The sequence below is a fragment of the Pseudomonas sp. MWU13-2105 genome (genome assembly GCF_023242315.1).
Classification (GTDB): Bacteria; Pseudomonadota; Gammaproteobacteria; order Pseudomonadales; family Pseudomonadaceae; genus Aquipseudomonas.
The window spans coordinates 60,191-80,464 of sequence record NZ_JALLIY010000022.1; the positions used below are offsets into that span (position 1 = coordinate 60,191).

14 protein-coding genes are annotated in these 20,274 nt (G+C 63.7%); 8 read left to right on the plus strand and 6 right to left on the minus strand.

Annotated features, from left to right (window positions below; translation table 11 throughout):
- The 3 genes from M5B96_RS27530 (at nt 1) to M5B96_RS27540 (ending at nt 2,693) form a co-directional block, all read left to right on the plus strand.
- Complete coding sequence (locus M5B96_RS27530; protein WP_248800116.1) at nt 1–1,266, plus strand: ABC transporter permease; 1,266 nt, start codon at nt 1–3, stop codon at nt 1,264–1,266.
- Nucleotides 1,267–1,274: 8 nt separating this feature from the next.
- Nucleotides 1,275–1,808 carry a DUF3299 domain-containing protein gene (locus tag M5B96_RS27535; protein WP_248800117.1) on the plus strand — a complete coding sequence of 178 codons (534 nt, stop codon included), beginning with the start codon at nt 1,275–1,277 and terminating at the stop codon, nt 1,806–1,808.
- Between the two features lie 201 nt (nt 1,809–2,009).
- Nucleotides 2,010–2,693 (plus strand): OmpW/AlkL family protein, encoded by a 684-nt coding sequence (locus M5B96_RS27540; protein WP_248800118.1) that lies wholly within the window; start codon nt 2,010–2,012, stop codon nt 2,691–2,693.
- Between the two features lie 117 nt (nt 2,694–2,810).
- Here M5B96_RS27540 and M5B96_RS27545 read toward each other — a convergent pair whose 3' ends face one another.
- Together M5B96_RS27545 and M5B96_RS27550 are read right to left on the minus strand one after the other, a co-directional pair.
- Nucleotides 2,811–3,740 (minus strand): NAD-dependent epimerase/dehydratase family protein, encoded by a 930-nt coding sequence (locus M5B96_RS27545; RefSeq protein ID WP_248800119.1) that lies wholly within the window; start codon nt 3,738–3,740, stop codon nt 2,811–2,813.
- A complete protein-coding gene (locus tag M5B96_RS27550; protein WP_248800120.1) occupies nt 3,733–4,617 on the minus strand; it encodes a sugar nucleotide-binding protein in 885 nt (294 codons plus the stop codon). The genes M5B96_RS27545 and M5B96_RS27550 overlap by 8 nt, the downstream gene beginning before the upstream one ends.
- Before the next feature lie 339 nt (nt 4,618–4,956).
- Between M5B96_RS27550 and M5B96_RS27555 the strand changes: the two genes are divergently transcribed.
- Together M5B96_RS27555 and M5B96_RS27560 are read left to right on the plus strand one after the other, a co-directional pair.
- Nucleotides 4,957–9,267 (plus strand): DEAD/DEAH box helicase, encoded by a 4,311-nt coding sequence (locus tag M5B96_RS27555; protein WP_248800121.1) that lies wholly within the window; start codon nt 4,957–4,959, stop codon nt 9,265–9,267.
- 285 nt (nt 9,268–9,552) lie between these two features.
- Nucleotides 9,553–10,764 (plus strand): MFS transporter, encoded by a 1,212-nt coding sequence (locus tag M5B96_RS27560; RefSeq protein ID WP_248800122.1) that lies wholly within the window; start codon nt 9,553–9,555, stop codon nt 10,762–10,764.
- 242 nt (nt 10,765–11,006) lie between these two features.
- Here the strand turns inward: M5B96_RS27560 and M5B96_RS27565 are convergent, their stop codons facing one another.
- Nucleotides 11,007–11,210 (minus strand): tautomerase family protein, encoded by a 204-nt coding sequence (locus M5B96_RS27565; protein WP_248800123.1) that lies wholly within the window; start codon nt 11,208–11,210, stop codon nt 11,007–11,009.
- Nucleotides 11,211–11,332: 122 nt separating this feature from the next.
- On the opposite strand from M5B96_RS27565, the gene M5B96_RS27570 reads away from it, so the two are divergent.
- Nucleotides 11,333–12,256, plus strand: a complete 924-nt coding sequence (locus M5B96_RS27570) for a LysR family transcriptional regulator (protein WP_248800124.1) — start codon at nt 11,333–11,335, stop codon at nt 12,254–12,256.
- A 23-nt stretch (nt 12,257–12,279) separates the two neighbouring features.
- Here the strand turns inward: M5B96_RS27570 and M5B96_RS27575 are convergent, their stop codons facing one another.
- Entirely contained in the window at nt 12,280–15,621 is a 3,342-nt protein-coding gene (locus M5B96_RS27575) for an ATP-binding protein (protein WP_248800125.1), read from the minus strand.
- A 169-nt stretch (nt 15,622–15,790) separates the two neighbouring features.
- On the opposite strand from M5B96_RS27575, the gene M5B96_RS27580 reads away from it, so the two are divergent.
- Nucleotides 15,791–17,722, plus strand: coding sequence for an MAC/perforin domain-containing protein (locus M5B96_RS27580; protein ID WP_248800126.1), 1,932 nt, complete (start codon nt 15,791–15,793; stop codon nt 17,720–17,722).
- Nucleotides 17,723–17,846: 124 nt separating this feature from the next.
- Complete coding sequence (locus M5B96_RS27585) at nt 17,847–18,698, plus strand: hypothetical protein (protein WP_248800127.1); 852 nt, start codon at nt 17,847–17,849, stop codon at nt 18,696–18,698.
- 31 nt (nt 18,699–18,729) lie between these two features.
- Here M5B96_RS27585 and M5B96_RS27590 read toward each other — a convergent pair whose 3' ends face one another.
- Nucleotides 18,730–19,263 carry a fimbrial protein gene (locus M5B96_RS27590; protein WP_248800128.1) on the minus strand — a complete coding sequence of 178 codons (534 nt, stop codon included), beginning with the start codon at nt 19,261–19,263 and terminating at the stop codon, nt 18,730–18,732.
- Between the two features lie 20 nt (nt 19,264–19,283).
- On the minus strand, nt 19,284–20,243 hold the full coding sequence (locus M5B96_RS27595) for a fimbrial protein (protein WP_248800129.1): 960 nt from the start codon (nt 20,241–20,243) through the stop codon (nt 19,284–19,286).
- Between the last annotated feature and the right edge of the window lie 31 nt (nt 20,244–20,274).

Sequence of the window (20,274 nt, forward strand, 5' to 3'; positions counted from 1 at the left end):
ATGTATCTGTTTCGTCTGGCCCTGGCCAGCCTGGCCAACCGCCGCTTCACCGCCCTGCTCACGGCCTTCGCCATCGCCCTGTCGGTCTGCCTGCTGCTGGCCGTGGAACGCGTGCGCACCGAAGCCCGCGCCAGCTTCGCCAGCACCATCAGCGGCACCGACCTGATCGTCGGCGCCCGCTCGGGCTCGGTGAACCTGCTGCTGTACTCGGTGTTTCGCATCGGCAACGCCACCAACAACATCCGCTGGGACAGCTTCGAGCACTTCGCCAGCAACCCGAAAGTGAAGTGGGCGATCCCGATGTCCCTCGGCGACTCCCATCGCGGCTACCGGGTACTGGGTACCAACGAGGCCTATTTCGAGCATTACCAGTACGGCCACCAGCAGAACCTGCAACTGGCCGAGGGTCGCCCGTTCGCCACCGATCCGTTCGAGGTGGTGCTCGGCGCCGAAGTGGCCGAAGCACTGCACTACAAGCTCGGCGACAAGCTGGTGCTGGCCCATGGCGTGGCCGCCATCAGCCTGGTCAAGCATGACGACAAGCCCTTCACCGTGGTCGGCATCCTCAAGCGCACCGGCACTCCGGTAGACCGCACGCTGCATATCAGCCTCGGCGGCATGGAGGCGATCCACATCGACTGGCACGATGGCGTGCCGGCCCACGGGGCCGGGCGCATCAGCGCCGACCAGGCGCGCAATATGGACCTGACGCCGCAAGCCATCACCGCCTTCATGCTCGGCCTGAACAACAAGGTCTCGACCTTCGCCCTGCAACGCGAGATCAACGAGTTCCGTGGCGAGCCGATGCTGGCAATCCTCCCGGGCGTGGCCTTGCAGGAGCTGTGGAGCCTGATGGGCACGGCGGAAAAGGCGCTGTTCGTGGTCTCGCTGTTCGTGGTCCTGACCGGTTTGATCGGCATGCTCACGGCGATCCTCACCAGCCTCAACGAACGCCGTCGGGAAATGGCGATCCTGCGCTCGGTGGGCGCGCGGCCTTGGCATATCGCCAGTTTGCTGATCCTCGAAGCCTTTGCCCTGGCGCTGTCCGGGGTGGTGGCCGGGGTTGGCCTGTTGTATCTGTGTATCGCCCTGGCCCAGGGTTATGTGCAGTCGAACTACGGGCTGTACCTGCCGTTGTCCTGGCCAAGCGAATATGAATGGACGCTGCTCGGCGGTATCCTCGTCGCCGCCCTGTTGATGGGCAGCGTGCCGGCCTGGCGCGCCTATCGACAATCCCTGGCCGACGGCCTGTCCATCCGTTTATGAGTGTTGCGATGAAGAATAGAGTCCTGGGCGCTGCGTTACTGGCGCTGTCCGTGGTGACGGCCACGCCGCTGTGGGCCGCTGACAAACCCAGGGAATTGGCCTGGCAGGACATGATTCCAGCCGATGCACCGCCGGAAGTCCCGCAGATGACACCGCTGCATGATCTGTCGAAACTCGGCAGCACGGACCTCGAGTCAGCGCCGGCGGCCAGGCAGTCGCTGCCCGATGCTCCAGTGGTCAAGGCACTCGACGGCCAGCATGTGCGCCTGCCGGGGTATATCGTACCGCTGGAAGTCAGCGAGGAAGGGCGAACCACGGAGTTTCTGCTGGTGCCGTATTTCGGCGCCTGCATTCACGTGCCGCCGCCGCCATCGAACCAGATCGTGCATGTGACCAGCGAGCTGGGGGTCAAGGTCGACGAGTTGTACCAGCCGTACTGGATCGAGGGTGACATGCAGGTCAAGCAGAGCACCAGCGATCTGGCGGATGCCGGGTACAGCATGGCGGCGCAGAAGATCTACGTGTACGAGTTGCCGGAGTAAACCCCGTCGCCCGGCGGTGGCTGCCTGCGAAGAGGTCGCCGGGAACAACACAAAAGTTCCCGCTCCAGCCCGGCCATTGGCCTTTCATTGAGCCAGGTCAAAGATTGGCCCTGCTTTTCATTGAGCTGAGTCAAAAGCCGACCCGGCTCGCTCTTTACCATTGGACCCAATGAATTTGAACCGTCCTTTGGAGCCCCCCCAATGCACAAGTCCCTGCTCAGCGCCTCTCTCATTGCGCTCGCTCTCGCAGCGCCCCTTGCCCACGCCCACCAGGCGGGTGATTTCATCGTCCGCGCCGGTACCGCCACCGTCGCACCGAACGACAGCAGCGGCGACCTGAAACTCGACGGCGCAAAAGTTTCCGGCACCAAAGCCACGGTAGACAGTGACACCCAACTGGGCCTGGCCTTCGCCTACATGTTCACCGACCATATCGGCCTGGAACTGCTGGCCGCGACACCTTTCCACCACGAAGTCGCCGTCAAGGGCCTCGGCCCGGCACTGGATGGCAAGCTGGGGGATATCAAGCAACTGCCACCGACCCTGTCGCTGCAGTACTACCCGATGGAAGCCAGCTCGAAATTCCAGCCTTACGCTGGTATCGGCATCAACTACACCATGTTCTTTGGTGAAGACCTGACCAGCAAGCGCAAGGATGAAGGCTTCAGCAACATGAAGCTACAGAACTCGGTGGGCCTGGCCGGGCAATTGGGCTTCGACTACATGCTCACCGACCGCATGCTGCTCAACGCCTCGGTCTGGTATATCGACATCGACACCAAGGCCACCATCGACGGCCCGACCGCCTTGGGCGTAGGCCAGACCAAGGTGGATGTGAAGGTCGATCCATGGGTCTACATGGTCGGTATCGGCTACAAGTTCTAAGCCGAATCACAGCCTGTGGCGAACGGACTTGCCACAAGAACGCGATACCAGCGTTCCATCACCCCATGAAAAAAGGCGCCTTGATCAGGCGCCTTTTTTCATTTTGGACGCTCGACTTCAGCGCCCCAGCAAACGCGCCAATCCGACACTCATGGGCGTCGGTTCAGGCAATGCGAAGCGCTCGAGCATCCGCTGGTTGTTCGCCCGCGAATGGCGGATATCGCCGGGGCGTGCCGGCTCGTAGCTCAGCGGCGGCAGCGCGCCGACCACTTCGCCCAGCGCCGCCAGCATCTGCTTGAGCGTCGTCGCCCGGTTCAGGCCAACGTTGACCGCGCCCTCCTGCACCCGCGGCACCTTGAGAGCCTGCACCAGGATCTGCACCAGATCGCCGACGTAGATGAAGTCCCGGGTCTGCTCGCCATCGCCGAAGATGGTGATCGGCAAGCCCTTCAAGGCCCGCTCGCAGAAAATACTGATCACCCCGGAATACGGCGAGGACGGATCCTGGCGCGGCCCGAAGACATTGAAGAAACGGAAGATCACCGGCTCCAGGCCATGCTGGCGGCGATAGAAGTCCAGATACTGCTCGCTGGCCAGCTTGTCCGAGGCATAGGGCGTCAGCGGGGCCTTGGCGGTGTCTTCGACGATGGACTCGCCTTCGCCGTTATTGCCGTAGACCGCCGCGCTGGAGGCGAACAACACCCGCTTGACGCCCGTCTGGCGCATGGCCTCGCAGACGTTCAGCGTACCGATGAAGTTGCTCTGGTGGGTCCGCACCGGGTCCTCCACCGACGCCTGCACCGAGGCCACCGCCGCCAGGTGCACCACTGCCTGGCAACCGCGCATCACCTGCGCCACCAGGGCGGCATCGGCAACATCGCCCTCGATCAGTTCGACCCGGGGATTGTCCAGGGCCAGATTGCTGCGCTTGCCGCTGGACAGATCATCGAGGATACGCAGCGAGTAACCTTGCGCCAACAACGCCTCGGCCAGGTTCGAACCGATGAACCCGGCACCTCCGGTGATCAGAATGGGGGCATCAGCCATGACGATAGAACCTGTCGAGTAGTGCCGGCAACGCCGCGCGCCAGGCTCGCGGCTTGATACCGAAGGTATGGAGAATCTTCTTGCAGGCCAGCACCGCGTGCTGCGGCTCTTCCGCGGCATCCGGGCGCGCGGCATGGGCCTGGGCGGTCGGCGCCTCGATGGCCAGCGGGTGCAACTGCCGGGCTTCGGTGAGAATCGCCTGGCCCAGGGCCAGCGGCGTGGTCGCCTCGTGGCCGGCGTAGTGGTAGGTCCCCCACAGCGGCGCGGCGCAATCGAGTTGCTTGAGCACCGAAATGATCACCCGCGCGGCGTCATCCACCGGAGTCGGGTTGCCGCGCCGGTCATCGGCCATCAGCAGCTCGTCGGGTTTCTCGGCCCGGGCCAGGAAACGCCCGAGGGTGCCCTCGGTGCTGTCATCGAGCAACCAGCCGAAACGCAGTAACACATGCTGCGGACAGGTGGCGCGCACGCTCTGTTCGATCCGCCACAGTGCCTGGCCGCGCAGGCCCAGGGGCACGGGCTCGTCTTTTTCGCTGTAGGCGGTAGCCCGCGAGCCGTCGAACACCCGGTAGCTGGAAGGTTGCAGGAGGATGATGTTGTGATGCTGGCAGAGTTCGGCCAGGCGCTCGACCGCACGCTCCTGGTCGGCCAGGCGCGCCTCGCCGACCGTCTCCGCCTGGAACCAGTCGAAGTAGAAGGCAAGGTTGATCAACGCATCCGGACGGGTGTCGTCGAGCAGTTGCGTGAGGCTCGCGGCGTCCCAGCCGTCTTGTGGCGGACGGGGAGCGAGGAAACCGATATCTTCCTCCGCACCCAGGCGAATCAGCGCCTGCCCAAGGGCATTTCCGCCGCCCAGTAACATAAGGCGCATTCGCATAGAGTCAGCAGGCCCAGGTCTGTTCAGAACGATGGTGGTTAGCGGCAAAGCTTGTGGCTCAACCGCTGGCAATAGCCAGAATCCTTGCATTTTGCGGGTTTTGCGCGCAACCGTCACGGATAAAGTGCCTGGAGGTACCGTTGTGGCGAGGGGGCTTGCCCCCGTTCGGCTGCGAAGCAGTCGCAAAATCGGCCATCGCGGCCTATCTGTTAGACCTGGATGACCGGTTTGGGGCCGCTTCGCGACCTAGCGCGGGCAAGCCCGCTCGCCACATGACGGAGACAGGCTCAAGTCCCTCACTACTTGCAACTTGGGCCGTGCGACCGCATAAATAAACCCATGAATCTCCCTGAATCAGTCCACGACGCCCTGGCAGGGTTCCACCCGGCCGTCAGCGCCTGGTTTCGCAATACCTTCCCCGACGTGACCGCCGCCCAGGCCCGTGCCTGGCCGTTGATCCGCCAGCGCCGTTCGACGCTGATCGCCGCGCCCACCGGCTCCGGCAAGACCCTGACGGCCTTTCTCGCGGTGATCGACGACCTGGTCCACCAGGGCCTGGCCCAGGGCGGCGCACTGCCGGATGCCACCCTGATCGTCTATGTCTCGCCGCTCAAGGCGCTGTCCAACGATATCCGCATCAACCTGCAGGAGCCACTGGCGGGTATCACCGCACAGCTCGAACTTCTGGGCCTGCCACCGTTATCCATCAGCACCGCGGTACGCACCGGCGACACCCCGCAGAACGAACGCACGCGCCTGCGCAAGACCGCCCCGCATATCCTGGTGACCACGCCGGAATCGCTCTACGTGCTGCTCGGTTCCGACTCTGGCCGACGCATGCTGGGCACCGTGCGTACGGTGATCGTTGACGAGATCCACGCCATCGCCGCCAGCAAGCGCGGCAGCCACCTGGCCCTGAGCCTGGAACGTTTGCAGGCATTGTGTGGCGAGTCGTTGTTGCGCATCGGCCTGTCGGCCACGCAAAAGCCCATCGATGCGGTGTCGCGCTTTCTGGTGGGCAGCGGGCGCAACTGCGAAATCATCGATATCGGCCACGCCCGCCCCCGCGACCTGGGCCTTGAGGTGCCCCCCGTGCCGCTGACGGCGGTGATGGCCAACGATGTCTGGGAACTGGTCTACGAACGCCTCGCCGAACTCGCCCGGCAGCACCGCACCACGCTGGTTTTCGTCAACACCCGGCGCCTGGCCGAACGCCTGGCCCGGCACTTGAGCGAGCGCCTGGGCAAAGAGGCGGTGGCCGCCCACCACGGCAGCCTGGCCAAGGAGCAGCGCCTGGATGCCGAGCAACGGCTCAAGCGCGGTGAACTGCAGGTACTGATCGCCACTGCCTCGCTGGAACTGGGTATAGATATCGGCGAAGTCGAGTTGGTCTGCCAGATCGGCTCGCCGCGCTCCATCGCGGCCTTTCTGCAACGGGTCGGGCGCTCCGGTCATCAGGTCGGCGGTACGCCCAAGGGCCGGCTGTTCGCCACCTCACGGGACGAATTGATCGAATGCGCCGCCCTGCTCGACTGCGTGCGCCGGGGCGAACTGGATACCCTGCTGATCCCCCGCGCACCGCTGGATGTGCTGGCCCAGCAGATCGTCGCCGAGGTCAGTTGCCGGGAATGGCAGGAGCAGCCGCTGCTGGAGCTGATCCGTCGGGCCGCCCCCTATGCCGAACTGGACGAGGCCCACTACCAGGCGTTGTTGCGGATGCTCGCCGAAGGTTTCAACAGTCGCCAGGGCCTGCGCAGCGCCTATATCCATCGCGACGCCCTGAGCAACAGCCTGCGCGGCCGCCGCGGCAGCCAACTGACCGCCCTCACCAGCGGCGGGACCATCCCGGACAACGCCGACTACAGCGTGCTGCTCGAACCCCAGGCCCTGAATATCGGCACGGTGCATGAGGACTTCGCGGTGGAAAGCATCGCCGGCGATGTGTTCCAGCTGGGCAACAGTTCCTATCGCATCCTGCGGGTCGAAACCGGCAAGGTACGGGTCGAGGATGCCCACGGCCAGCCGCCGAGCATTCCGTTCTGGCTCGGCGAGGCACCGGGGCGCAGCGCCGAGCTGTCCTTTGCCGTGGCGCGCCTGCATGCCCACCTGGATGCGCTGCTGGGCGCGACGCCGGGAGACTTGCAGCCAAGCCTCGACTGGCTGCGCCAGATCCTCGGCCTGGACCCGGCCAGCGCCGAGCAGATCGTCGAGTACCTGGCCCGCGCGCGACAATGCCTGGGCGCCCTGCCCTCGCAGGACACCCTGATCATGGAGCGCTTCTTCGACGAATCCGGCGGTACCCAGTTGGTGATCCACACGCTGTTCGGCAGCCGGATCAACCGCGCCTGGGGCCTGGCCCTGCGCAAGCGTTTCTGCCGCACCTTCAACTTCGAATTGCAGGCCGCCGCCAGCGAAGACGCCATTGTGCTGTCGCTGTCCAGCAGCCACAGCTTTGCCCTGGACGAAGTCTGGCGTTACATCAACAGCCGCACGGCCGAACCCATCCTGATCCAGGCCGTGCTCGACGCCCCGTTGTTCGGCGTGCGCTGGCGCTGGAATGCCGGGGTCGCGCTGGCGCTGCCGCGTTTTGTCGGCGGGCGCAAGGTGGCGCCGCAGATCCAGCGGATGAAAAGCGAAGACCTGACCGCCTGCGTGTTCCCGGACCAGATCGCCTGCCTGGAAAACCTTGCCGGCGAGCGCGAGATTCCCGACCACCCGCTGGTGGAGCAGACCCTCGACGATTGCCTGCATGAGGCCATGGATTGTGAAGGCTGGCTGACCCTGCTGCGCCGCATGGAAGCCGGCGACGTGCGGCTGATCGCCCGCGACCTGCCGGCGCCCTCGCCCCTGGCGGCGGAAATCCTCAGCGCCCGGCCGTACACTTTTCTCGACGATGCGCCGCTGGAGGAGCGTCGCACCCAGGCCGTGCTGAACCGCCGCTGGAGCGATTCGAGCAGCACCGACGACCTCGGCGCGCTGGATGCCGAGGCCATCCAGGCCGTGGCCGCGGAAGCCTGGCCCGCGCCCAACGGCGAGGATGAAATGCATGAGGCGTTGATGAGCCTGGCCGCGATCAGCGACGCCGAGGCCCAGGCCAATCCTTCGTGGCCGGCCTGGCTTGAGGCACTCGCGGGAAAAGGTCGCGCCACCCGTTTGCAAGTCGATGCATCGCACACGTTGTGGACCGCCCTGGAGCGCCTGACCTCCCTGCAAGCACTTTATCCACAGGCCGTGCTGCACCCGCTCTTGCAAGCACCAGCGGGTTTCGACCAACCCTGGGAAGCTGACGAAGCCGCCGTTGAAGTGGTCCGCGCCCGTCTCAGTGGTTTTGCCCCGCTGACGCTGGCCGAGATCGCCGAGCCCCTGGCGCTGTCCAACGCCACACTGGCCCAGGCCCTGGCGAAGCTGGAAAGCGAAGGTTATGTGCTGCGCGGTCAGTTCAGCCCGGGGACGCCTCGGGAACAGTGGTGCGAACGTCACCTGCTGGCGCGCATCCACCGTTACACGGTCAAGCGCCTGCGGCGGGAAATCGAGCCGGTGGCGGTGCAGGACTTCATGCGCTTTCTGTTTGACTGGCAGCACCTTTCCCCCGCCTGCCAGGGCCAGGGCAGCGCCGCCCTGGCGATGATCGTCAGCCAGTTCGAAGGCTACCCGGTGGCCGCCGGGGCCTGGGACAGCGATGTGCTGGCCGCGCGCCTCAAAGAGTATTCGCCGACCTGGCTCGATGAATTGTGTCGCTCGGGCAAGCTGGTCTGGGCCCGCCTCAGTGCCCGAGGCAAAAGCACCAACGCGGCCTCACGCAGCACGCCGGTGGTGTTGCTGCCCCGGGGCCAGGTCGCACTGTGGAGCAGCCTGGCGGAACAGACGGCGGTGGCAGAGTTGTCACCCCGTACACAGAAGGTCCATGCCGCGCTGACACAACAAGGCGCGCTGTTTTTCGATGAGTTGCTGCACGAGGCCCATCTGCTGCCCACCGAACTGGAAACCGCCTTGCAGGAGCTGGTCGGCGCCGGGTGGGTGAATGCCGACAGCTTTGCCGGCCTGCGGGCACTGATCACTCCGGCCAGCAAACGCCAGGCCCGCGGTTCCCGGCGTGGGCGTGGAGCCTTTGTCGGCGGGATGGACGACGCCGGGCGCTGGGCCTTGCTGCGCCGTTCAGCGGAGGCCGTGCCGACAGGCGGCCAGGTGCCCGCTGAAACCCTGGAACATATCGCCATGACCTTGTTGCGCCGTTACGGCGTAGTGTTCTGGCGCGTGCTGGAGCGTGAGGCGGACTGGTTGCCGAGCTGGCGGGAATTGCTGCGCACCTTTCATCGGCTGGAAGCCCGTGGCGAGATTCGCGGCGGACGTTTTATCAGCGGCTTGGCCGGCGAGCAGTTTGCCTTGCCGGAGGCGATTCCGTTGTTGCGCGAAGTGCGCCGGCGCCCGGCGGATGGCAGCCTGGTCGCAGTGTGCGGCGCAGACCCGCTGAACCTGGCGGGAACCTTGCTGCCGGGGAGCAAGGTAGCGGCGCTGGCGGGGAATCGCCTGGTATATCGCGATGGCGTCCCGGCGGCGGCGGAGATCGCCGGCCAGCAGTTGTATTGGCTCGAACTGGATCAGGCGGCAGCGGCCGAAGTCCGCAAGAAACTGACCCGATACCGTCTCTGAAACCACCACACAACCCATATAGGAGCCGGCATGCCGGTGATGACGTCCGCAAGATCGCCGCAAGACTCACGGGCCTCATCGCCGGCAAGCCGGCTCCCACAGATCAGTGTTCTACCACCGAAATGCTGTCATGTCCGGCCCATACGGCGTACGCGCGCTCCCAGGGTTTCGTGGCGGCACCGATCTTTGCTCTCAAGTCAAATATGTTGTGCCATTACCTGTATTTTTCCGCACAAGTGAAACGACGACACTGCGCTCCTGATCAAACCTACCGGAGTTGCAGCCATGCCCATTGCCTTGCTGGCGCTGACCCTCAGCGCCTTTGCCATCGGGACGACCGAGTTCGTCATCGTTGGCCTGTTACCCACCATCGGCGCCGACCTGGGGGTCGACCTGCCTTCCGCCGGCCTGCTGGTCAGCCTCTATGCCCTGGGTGTCGCCATCGGCGCCCCGGTGCTGACCGCCCTCACCGGCAAGGTCCCGCGCAAGCTCCTGCTGCTGTCGCTGATGGTGCTGTTCACCCTCGGCAACCTGCTGGCCTGGCAAGCGCCGAGCTACGAATCGCTGATCCTCGCGCGGATCGTCACCGGCCTGGCCCATGGAGTGTTCTTCTCCATCGGCTCAACCATCGCCACCAGCCTGGTGCCGAAGGAAAAAGCCGCCAGTGCGATTGCCATCATGTTCACCGGCCTGACCGTGGCCCTGGTTACCGGCGTACCGCTGGGGACCTTTATCGGCCAGCACTTCGGTTGGCGTGAAACCTTTCTCGCCGTGTCCGCCCTGGGTGTGATCGCCTTTATTGGCAGCCTGGTCTATGTGCCGAAGAACATCGCGCACAACAAACCGGCGTCGCTGCTGCAACAACTGCAAGTGTTGAAACAACCGCGCCTGCTGCTGGTGTACGCAATGACCGCGGCCGGCTATGGCGGCACCTTTATCGCGTTCACCTTCCTGGCGCCGATCCTTCAGGACATCTCCGGCTTTCAGCCCGGCACCGTCAGCCTGGTGCTGCTGGTCTACGGCGTCTCGGTGGCGGTGGGGAATATCTGGGGCGGGAAACTGGCGGACAAACGCGGCCCCATCGGTGCGCTGAAACTGATCTTCCTGTTGCTGGCGGTCGTGTTGTTCGTGCTGGGCTTCACCGCCGGCAATCCATGGCTGGTCCTGTTGACCGTATTGGCCTGGGGCGCGGTGGCCTTCGGCAACGTGCCGGGCCTGCAGATCTATGTGGTACGCCAAGCCGAGCATCACACGCCGCAGGCGGTGGATGTGGCCTCGGGCCTGAACATCGCCGCCTTCAACCTCGGCATTGCCGGTGGCGCCTGGGCCGGTGGCTTGATCGTCGCCAACCTGGGGCTGATCCATACCACCTGGATTGGCGGCCTGGTGGTGCTGCTGGCCCTGGCACTGACGGCCTGGAGCGGTCGGCTGGATCGACTGGGGCCGGTATATGCGGAGCCTGCCGAAGGTTCGGCACGGGTGGTAGCCGGGCACTGAGGCCAGCGCTGACACCACGAGACTCACCGTGAAACCCCATCCCTTGTAGGAGCATGGCTCGCCAGCGAAGAGGCCCTCAAGATCGCCAAAAGCTTCGCGGGCAAGCCCTGCGCCTATAGACCTCAGGTTGAAATACGCTTCCTGTGGAGCCAGCTTGCTGGCGATGAACGATAACGCGGTGGCGTCTGAAACACCGCGGCGCCTGCATCGCCAGCAAGCTGGCGCCTACAAGGGGAGCGTATTCACTCCCTGGACTTGCGGTGTTCCGTGACAGTCAGGCCAGCATGCCCCCAATTATCGGTATCCACTTCCTCGATCACGATATGGGTCAACTCCGGCGGTTTGCCGAGGACTCGTTGCAGGGTCTCGGTGATTTCGGCGATGACCTGGGCTTTCTGCTCGCGGGTCACGCCCTCACGGGTAATACGAACGCTGACAAAAGGCATGCTGTGCTCCAGTGGTTGAAAGAAGATTTACCGACACGCTGGTGGAACTCACTCTATTACCCCAAACTCATTTGATAAATACGGATTCCCGTACCTCATTTGATCCCCCAGTGTAATCAATCATGCGACGACAGTTCGACGACCTCATGCTCGGCAGCATCGAGCTGTTTTGCCTGGCGGCCGAGGCCGGCAGTTTCACCGCCGCCGCGCAGGTGGCCGGGGTTACGCCGGCGGCGGTGAGTCGCTCGATCTCACGCATGGAAGAGCGCCTCGGCGTACGCCTGTTCACCCGCACCACCCGCAGCGTGCGCCTGACCGAGGGCGGCCGCAGCTACTTCGAGCAATGCCGCCAGGCCCTGACCCAACTGACCGAAGCACAGCGCGAAGTCATGGGCAAACAGCAGGAGCCGGCCGGCACCTTGCGCATCAGCATCCCGACCACCTACGCCCACCACCGCATCCTGCCGCTGCTGCCGGCCTTTCGCGCATGCTATCCGGCGGTGAAGGTCGAAGTGCATATCAGCAACCGCAATATCGACTTCGTCGAAGAAGGCTACGACCTGGCGATCCGGGTGCGGGTGCTGCCCGACTCGGGGCTGATTGCCCGGCACCTGGAAGACGCGGCGCTGGTAGTGATCGCCACGCCGCAGTACCTGCAACGAGCCGGTACACCACAGACGCTGGAAGACCTGCAACAACACGAGTGCATCCAGTTCGAACTGCCCAGCAGCGGGCGCCGGATTGCCTGGCTGTTCAAGGATGCCGAGGACAAGGAACGGGAGCTGCTGGCCGAGAGCAGCTACTGTTGCTCCGACGATGTACTGGGCGGAGTGACCCTGGCGAAGCACGGTGCCGGGCTGTTCCAGACTTATCGCTTCATTGTCGAGAAGGAGCTGGCTGAGGGTTCCCTGGTGGAAGTGCTCAAGCCCTTTGCCGGACGTTCTCGGCCGTTCAGCCTGCTCTATCCACACGGGCGGCATGTGCCGCTGCGCTTGAAGGCGTTTGTGGATTTCTTGCTGGAATATCGGCAGAGCTGGAACGCCTGAAACCCGCCGATCAACAGACACCCCTAATCCGGAAGGTTCAGGCCTTGCATCAAACGCGGCATCGTCGCCACGAATCCAAGCCGCGCCGATTCGCGCTGCAATGCCTTCAAGGCCTGCGCACTTGAGTCATCGCAGCGCTGCAGCCATTGCCCGGCCACCTCGATCAAGCGCACATGATGACTGACCCAGGCACAGGGCGCCGACTGGGCGACGGCCAGCAGGCCCCGGGCATGCCGGTCCGCTGGCGCGAAATCGCCACAGAGCAGGCCAGCCTCCGCCGCCGCCACCCTGAAACGCAGGGCGTTGTGCGCCAGGCAGTCTTGAGTGAGCAAGGCTTCGCCCCGCACCAGAGCCTGGCGACTCAGTTGCGCGTCGTCGACGATCAAGGCCAGGCTGCCGTAGATCCAGGGGCCGATGTAACGCTGCAACGCGAAACGCTCCACCAGACCGACGGCGTCCAGGATCAGTGCCTGCGCCCGCTCGCGTTCATTCCGGCGCAAGGCGACACGAGCCAAGCCCTCCAGCAGAATCGCCTCGAAACGACTGGCACCAATGCCACGGGCCAATCCCAGGGCATCCGCCAGTTCCTGCCCGGCCGGCTCGTCCTGCCCCGTAGCCACCAGCACCCAGGCGGCGGTCAGTCGGGAAAAGACCTCCGCGCGCCGGTTACCGATCTGGCGACTGCAAACCACCGCGTCCATGGCGTCACGCAAAGCCAGCGCCGGCTGGCCCAGATAAAGGTGCGTCGAGCCACGGGCACTGCGGCTGCCCGCCTCGACATGCGCCAACCCGTGTCGTTCACACAAGCGCACGCATTGGTCGAAGACCTCATAGGCGGTTTGCATCCGCCCCTGGGCATAGTAGGAGTCACCAATGCCACTCAGGGCCTTGGCTTCGGTTTCGAGGTTCGCCGCGATACGCGAAAAGGACAGCGATGTCTCATGCAGGCGTCGGCATTCGGCGTAGTCCCCCCGTGGAAAGTAGATATCGCCGCGCAGCTGATACAAGCGGGCCAGAGCCGTGTTCGCCTGCAAATCGCGGGCGATGGGCAGTATCGACTCGATCAGCCGCTCCTCGTCCTCCAGGCAATCCAGCGTATTGAGGATCGGCGCCAGCCCCAGCGCCGCCTCGATACGCTCCTGTGCCGACTCGGCCAGCAGCAGCGCGCGCTGGAAACAGTCCCGCGCCCGGGCCGTTTGCCCCAGGCCCGAATGGGCCTGGCCACAACACAGTGCCAAGGTAAAACTGCCTGCCGCGCGCTCGACGAAACACTCACTCTGCTCGCCCAACGCAAGCACGCTGTCGTACTGGCAGGCCTGCAGTTTCTCGGCCATGGCCATCAGCAAGGCATCGAAGGCCGCCGGATCCTTGGCCCGCAACAGGTGCTGGGCATACAGGCTTCGGTCACGCTCGCGGTACAGGTTCGCCACCTCACGGTGCAACTGTTCGCGCACGGCATCCGGCATCGCATCGTAAAGGCAGTGCATGACCAGGTCATGGACGAACAGATAACGGCCCGGCTCGGCTTCCCGCAGCAGGCCCTGGCGCATGTCCGCGCTCGGAAGATAGTCGGGCTGCCCCAGGGCCTCGCGCCAGAGCGCCAACTCACAGCGGTTGCCGAAGATTGCGGCATAACGCAGGGCACGCCGTTGCTCGGGCAGCAGCCGGTCGAAACGCGTCTGGATCAGATGACGCAGGCTGTCCGGGAACACCCCCTCGCGACTCGCCAGCAGTTGCGTCAGGTACAGCGGATTGCCCTGGGCACGCTTGACGCAGTCGGCCCTGTAGGCTGGATCGACGCCGATAAACTGATCCGCCAGGACACTGGCTTCGCGCGCCCGGATCGGCGCGATATCAAGCAGGCTCATGGGATTGGTGCAATACGGGCGCAGCGCACTTTCCAACGGGTCGCCCTCATGCCGCGAGGTCAGCAACCAGACTACCGGTGCTTCGTCAGTCGCATCGAGCAGTTTGCCCAGCAAGGTGCACAGCGCACTATCCGCCCAGTGCAGATCCTCGATGCAGATCAACAATGGCTGCTGCACCGCCACCCGCAGCAACAACTGCAAGAGGGCCGAGAACAAGCCCTGGGTCCGCACCTCGTTGCTCATTGCCGCATACTGCGATAGTGAAGACTTGAGGGGCTCGTCGGCCCGATACGCCGCCATCAGCACCCGCAGGAACATCGCGTGTTCGTCTGCCAGTTTCAAGCGCAGCAATGCGCTTTCCAGCTCCAACGCTCCGGCCTGGGGCTGCTTACCCAGGCCAAGCAGGCTGCGCGCCAATTGCCCCAGGGGCCACAAGGCGCTGTCCATGCCGAAATCCAGTACATCGCTGTGATGACAGGCAAAACCACCTTGCCGGGCCATCTCGAAGAACTCGGTGACCAGGCGGGTCTTGCCGATACCGGCCATGCCACGCACATAAACCACATGGCCGTCCTGGTACGCCTGGGTGGCCTCGATCACCCCCTTGAACTGCAGCACTTCGACGGCCCGCCCCACCAACGGGCGCGGGGCGTTTTCGTCAAGATGACGCAGGCGCAAGCATTGGCTATAAGCGGGAAACGCTTCCCCGGTCGCGGAGAACTCGAACCGTGCGCGAAGCTGCTCCACCAACCCCTGGGCGACATGGACCGGGGCATTGCCATGCCGGTCGACACGCTTGTGGCCGAGCAACTGGCGCAACGCCTCGTCTACCGCCGCAGCCTCGCCCTCCTGGCGAACCAGTTGCAGCACAATCCCGTGGCCAGGCCTGACGAACTGTTCGCGACTCAACGCCAGCGCACAGAGCAACGCGCGTTCACTGTCGCTGCGATACGCCTGCGGGGCACCAAACCGGGCAGTCACGACATCAGCCGGAGACACCACCGGCACACCGCCGAACTGGCGAATCAGCCGCTCGATCTCCGCCCCCGGAGACGCCCGTTGCTGCGGGTCGATGACGGCTCCCAGCACATCGGTTTCAAAGCTCAGTTCCAGCACATAGCGGATCACATCGTCATCGATCGGCCGCAACGTCTGCATTGCCCATGCCGTCTCGTGCAGTTCGGCAATCGACTGCTCGATTTCCACCAGGGCGCTGGAGACCGAATGCCCCAGCAACGCCCCGACATCGATCTGGAACGCCGTCGCCAGGTGCCGGGCCGTCCGATAGAGCACCGGTTTGCCCGTTTCAGCACGCTTGATGGAGGCAATGGACACACACAGATGGCGGTTCAGGCAGGCCTCGGCCAGGGTTTCCTGGCTCAGGCCGTGCTGTTTGCGCAACCCTTTCAACAAACCGGCATCCAGTAGCACGCGCCCGTCGGAGATCACCGGGGCCCGTTTGGTCAAGGCAGTAAACGCGCTCTGTTTGGAGTCCATGTCAATCGTCCCGGCGGTACCTGGGCAGCCGCCCGAGTGTACTCCACATCTGATACCAAACTGATACCAGACTGACACTGCTCTGGACTGTCTCGACGACGCCACGCTTCCGATACTGGCCCCCGTCAATTGAGCCCAATTGATCACACCAGGATAACGGGAGAAGGCAATGAGCGATGGGACGAAGGACGACGCAGGCAGCTCGGACAAGGCACCACGGGATATCGGCGGTTCACAGTTGCTGGGACGGGGCTTGAACCGGCTGGACTGGGCCGAGGAAAGCAAGGAGTGCCAGAAAGTAGGCGACACCGAAAGCGGCAAGCGTCCGGTGCCTTACAAAAACACGGTGTACAACGTGGGCAAACACGTCACCATGACCACGGTGACCAAGGAGAACTATTTCACCGAGACGTTTCTCTCGCGGGATGAATACGAGAAACACACTCAGTCCAGCGTCGAAGTCTCGGGCAGCTACGGTGCGTTTTCCGGCGGTTTCAAGGCCACCTTCGGCACTGATATCAAAAAGCTCGAAGAGCGTGAAGCGGCGATCTACAACCACACCGTGCGGCTGTGGAAGCTGACATTCGAGGTCAACCCGGCAAACAGTACCGACGCATTCAAGGAGCGGGTCAAGGAACTGCCGTTGAACTTTGATCCGGCTCATCCCAAAGCCTTCTTCAATTTCTTTGTCGAATTCGGTGCCGATATTGTCAACGAGGTGGTCGTCGGCGGCGCACTGAATTATGCGATGACGGCTCTCAAGACCTATCTCAACGAGAAGAACACCCTCGATGCCATGGTCAAGGCCGAGTACGGCACCTTCATCAGCGCGACCGCCTCAACCTCGATCTCGGAAGAGATCAAGAAACACCTGGCCCACCGCAGCGTCAGCCTGACCACCCAGGGCGGCACGCACTCCATCAACTTCAATGCTGGCGCTCCCAACAACTGTAACGCGGACTTCATGGCCTGGCGCGAATCCCTGCCCGATGATCCCAAGGTCGTGGAGCTGAAACTGGTGCCGATCTACCTCTTCGTCAAGGAGGGCGAAACCCGCACCGCGCTGGAGGCGGCCTATCAGTGGTACACCAGCTACAAGACGGAAATCGAAGCGAACTGGAAGGAGTCGATGATTATCGTCGGCCGCTCCAGCCTGCCAACCACCGTCAGTACCGCGGCCAAAGGCCCGGCCTTGCGCATGGTCTTCGTCGACAGCAACAGCAAAAGCACCAGCGAAAGCTATCACTATCCCCCACAGGCAGATGCCGCCCAGGAAACCTTCGATCAGTTCTGGGACGCCCTGGCCCTGCTACTCAAGCAAAAAACCGGCTACAAGTTGCTGATGGCGACAGAACGCTGGCCACGGGATAAAAAACACTACCCGAGCCCGTCCATGCGTGAGGCTCTCCGCCAGAACGGCGCCAGCGAGCGAGCGCTGCAACGCTGGGAAAGCCTGACCCAGAAAAGCCAACCCAACCCGATCGCCGGCCTGACCTATGTGCTGGCCGGCAATGACTTCGAGTTTCCAGGGGTCGATGGCCTGATCGTCGGTTTCGGTCAGCCGGGAAAAGACCTCAACCCGACGGTGAAGGTTGTGGCCCGCCTTGCCCATGACTCGTTCGGCCGGGTGAAAGTGGTCCAGACGGGCAAGACCCTCGAAGACCCGAAAACCGTGCTGTATATCGTGCGCAACAACACCGGGGCCAACCCGGCGCTGGCCATGGATCCGCAACACCAGGACCGGGTGGCGATGCAGACACCCGATACGCAAAACCCCGGGCAATTCTGGTACATGCCCGAACTGGAAAAGCCCTACCCTGAAATCAACCACCCGGTCCTGCTGATCAACTATCAGACGGGGACTTGCCTGCAAGGCATGCTCGACCAGGGCGACTGCCGCCTGACCCCCATGGGCCCTGGCCGACAACAGGACGATGTGATCTGGGACCGGCGTGGCGACCATGTCTTTCACCTGCTGATGGTGTACTACCATCACCACCACCTGAACCTGACCCAGGTCGAGAAGCGCGCGGCGGTACGTCCTTGGCGCGAACCCCATGGCATGGACTGGTTCCGCGAGGCGCATGTGCCGTTCAGTTGACGGCATGACACCTGGCGGATAAAGCTCGTCGTCCCGGCCTGCACGCCGGGGCGACCAGTCTTGAACAGGCGGCGGGACACTGCCGCCCTTGCTGCCCCACTCTCACCTTGGCGGGCCGACCACAATGCAACTCTTCAACTGCGTGCCTTTTATCGGTGATGGCGATGAGGTCAATCTCGACACCACCCAGTTCCCTTATCTGTACAACGACCATGGCCTGGCGCGACTCAAGGCCCATGCGGAAGGTCGCTTGATTCACCTGGCGCCGGACAACCCCGGCCTTGAACGGGGGGCCCGCTATGCCGGTGTTACCTGGGAGCCCAAGGAAATCCCCAGCAATAGCGGCTCCTACACGATAAAGTCCTTCGACTTTCACGCCCGGGAGGTGCGTTACGAGCCGATGTGGGCCACCGAAGAAACCGCTCAGGCCTTTGGCATGACCTTGCTGCGCAGCGGCGAGTGCATCCGCTTCGACTATAAGCAACTGATCCTCGGCCAGTACACCTATGGCAAATGGGCCGGTCACCAATCGCCCTACCTCGGGGTCGCGCGCCAGCGCGAGTTGCTGACCTACAACCCGACCGACCTGGAATACCACGCCTTTCCCCACGCGTTCTTTTCCCGCTATGGCCGGCTACCGCTGGTGATCAGCGTGGCGCGCTGGCGACCTTTCGTGGACGAGATCTTTCTCGCCGACCTGTGGCTGCGCCCCGGGGACGCGCTGGTACTGCCCCCCAAGACCTTTCCCGATGCCCCGCTGTCCGGCGCGTCCCCGGAGCAAAAGCGCCTGAAGATCGTCGATATGCACGGCAATCGAAACTCAGCCCTCGCCTGCTGGTTCAAGGAGGGTGAGGACAGCCTGTTGACGGAAACCATCCTGGCCAATCATGACCTGATGAACTCCGAAACGGGCAGGCCCCACTATCACGAAGAACAGGCGCCGACCCGGCATGAAACACCGGCGGACTTCCTCTGATACACCATCGGCAGCCGTGACGCCCCGGGAATCAATCGTAAGTGATCGAGATGGTCACGTTGGTGGCCAGGGTCCCCTGGCCGAGCGCGCCAGCGGTCTTGTGGTAGGCCCCGAGCAACGGCAGGACCGCCAGGCTACCGGTCGTCGCCACAGTGCGACTGCGCTGGGCAACCGTGCCATTGGCGGGAATGGTCGAGGTCCCGCCACCTGCCGGCCGCTGCGCCAGCCACAGGCCGATACCGCTCGCGGTCCCGGTATTGGCAAAGCGCGCGCCATCCCCGGCGGCAGGCGTGCCAGCAAACAGGAAGGTCACATTGCGGATATCCGTATCGCAGTTGGCGCTGATCTGGAAGTTGTAGCTTCCAGCATGCGCGACGCCCTCAAAATCCGGAACCTTGACGGTGGGCAGCGTGATCGGGCGGTTCACATCACTGAGCGCCAGGTTACAGGTACCACCGTCGATCCGACCGCTGAAACGCAGGATGCCGGTAGTGGCGGCGTGGGCCACGCTGGCGGTAATACTGACGCTGATCGCCAACAGCAAAGGCAAGGCTCGAAGGTTCATCGGGTAGTCCTCATGCGGTTTCAGTTATAGGTAATAGAGACGGTGGCGGTACTGGCGAGCGTGCCCTTGCCGACCGTGCCGATCTTCCAGTACGAGGCTCCCAGCGGTAGCACCGCGCGGTTGCCAGACACCGCCACGGTGCGCCGGCTGTCGGTACCGTCGGCACGGATGGTCTGGGCGACTCCGCCGATGCGTGAATAGAGCTGCAGGCCGATACCGCTGGCCGTGCCGGTGTTGGCGAAGCGATAGCTGCTCCCGGGAGCGGGCGTACCGGAAAAGGCGAAGGTGACGCTGGAGGCATCGCTGCAATTGGCCGTCAACTCGAAGTCGCGGGCGCCCGCCGAGTTTGCGTTGGTGAAATCACTGACGCGCACGTTATTCAAGGTAATGGCGCGGTTGACATCGCCGGCGGCGAGATCGCAGGTGGCACTGGGGGCGACAAAGCGCACGGCCGTGTTCAGGACCGCCGTGTGGATATTGTTTCCATACCATCTGTTTTCATGGAGATTCCCGCTAGCGTAGGTGCCGCTGGCAACTGGCCCGATCTTGTAAAAACGCGCCTGCATCGTGCGGATGTCATGCCGATATTGTGCCGCCGGAAGCGTTGCCGCCTGGCTTCTCATATTGAGGTGATAGGTGGCCCCGGAGAGAAGCGTCGCCACGATCTGGATGCCAACGCCAGGAACATTCGTCCGATGAACGCGACCACTCACCCCCGGTACCGTCACCACATCCGCATCGGTATAACGCCCGGTTTCCACCTGCGAGACGGGGGCATTGCAGGTACTGACACCACTCGGATAGGCGCCGGTAAATACCTGGCTGGCGATCAACCCGCCCACCGGCAAAGTGGACGGCACGGTGATGGTGGCCGGAAAGGACACGCTGGTTCGGCCGTTCGGGTAATAATCGCACGCGTGGGCGGCGAGCGGCAGGCCAAGGACCAGCAGTGTCGGAATGAATGAGGTGGAAGGTTTCATGTTCAGTCCCGCAAGAATGAAATAAGGCATT